The sequence below is a fragment of the Pseudoduganella buxea genome, from assembly GCF_009720835.1.
Taxonomy (GTDB): Bacteria; Pseudomonadota; Gammaproteobacteria; order Burkholderiales; family Burkholderiaceae_D; genus Rugamonas; species Rugamonas buxea.
In genome coordinates this window covers 1-1,187 of record NZ_WNKZ01000215.1, presented here as the reverse complement: position 1 = coordinate 1,187, position 1,187 = coordinate 1, and the positions used below count along the sequence as shown (strand labels likewise).

2 pseudogenes are annotated in these 1,187 nt (G+C 73.1%); both read left to right on the top strand.

Annotated elements, in window-relative coordinates:
• A pseudogene (locus GM672_RS28610) lies at nucleotides 1–257 on the top strand (FtsW/RodA/SpoVE family cell cycle protein); the annotation flags it as partial.
• A gap of 5 nt (nucleotides 258–262) precedes the next feature.
• Nucleotides 263–1,187 (top strand): annotated as a pseudogene (locus GM672_RS27645) (hypothetical protein); the annotation flags it as partial.

Genomic DNA, 1,187 nt, shown 5'->3' with positions numbered 1-1,187 from the left:
TGCGCCACGCCCGCCGCGCCGCCGCCGCGCGCGACTTCCGCCAGGCCTGGGCGGGACGGCTGCACGCTTTCCTGCTGTGCGGCGGCGCCGCCTTCCTGGGCGGGCACCTGCTGCTGTCCTGGGGCACCAACCTGGCCATCGTGCCCGTGATGGGCCAGCCGATGAGTTTCCTGTCCGCCGGCGGCAGCCATCTGCTGTTTTTCCTCCTCCCCCTGCTAGGCATCCACGCCGCCACCGCGCATTCATCACAGGAGTGACCATCATGCCCACCTATGTCCAACATGAAGTCCTGGGCCGCATACCGGACGTGTTCAACGCCGAAGCGATCTGGCAGCCACCCGGCCTGGCGCTGTTCGCCCGCCGCCCGCTGCTGCGCGACCTGCTGGAGCGCTGCCCGCGCGAGCACCGGGGCCGCGCCGCCACCCGCTGCTTCGCGCACGTCACCTTGCGGCTGCCGCAGGAGGACGTCGATGACGACTACCACCTGACCCGGGGCAACCGCGCCCGCGAGCTGGCGCAGACCCTGACGGCCCTGCACCGCAAGGATTTCGGCGACCTGCTGGGCGAGGACGACGTGCGTTACCACGTGACGGGCGCCGACGACCTGGCCGCCGGCGAGATCGAAGTGCGCTTCGGCCATGCCGTCTACCTGCCGGCGCCGGAAGAGAAAGTGCTGTTCGACGTCAGCGCGTCGCTCGACAGCGCCGTGTGGCACGGCGTCTGCCCCGTCTATCCCAGCCAGCGGCTGGCGCTGATCGGTGCCGGTGCCACGGCCGCCGCGGCGCCGGGCTGGCCGTTTGGCGACGACGCCGTCCTGCTGCTGGTCAACGACGGTCCGGACGCCGAGCCGGTCCTGCAGGCGCGCCCGAAAGGCGCCTTCGATTGCCGCTTCGACGCGGCGCTGGGCTACTACACGGTCACGTCGCGCCATGGCGGCAAGCGCCTGCTGGTGAAAATCGCGCGGCGCATCGCCAAGGCGCCGCCGGCCGTGGCGGCGCCCAGCCCGGCGGTCTGGCAGCCCCGTGCCCGGCCCGCCGTACCGGCGCTGGACGAGCTGACGGCCGTACCGGTGCCGGCGGCGCCCCGGCGCGTCAATAGCGCCGTCACGGATGCGACGTTCGCGCCCGGCGCCCGTGCCCGCCTGACACTGGCCGCGCTGGCCCTGCCCCGGCTGAGCCGCTACCGCA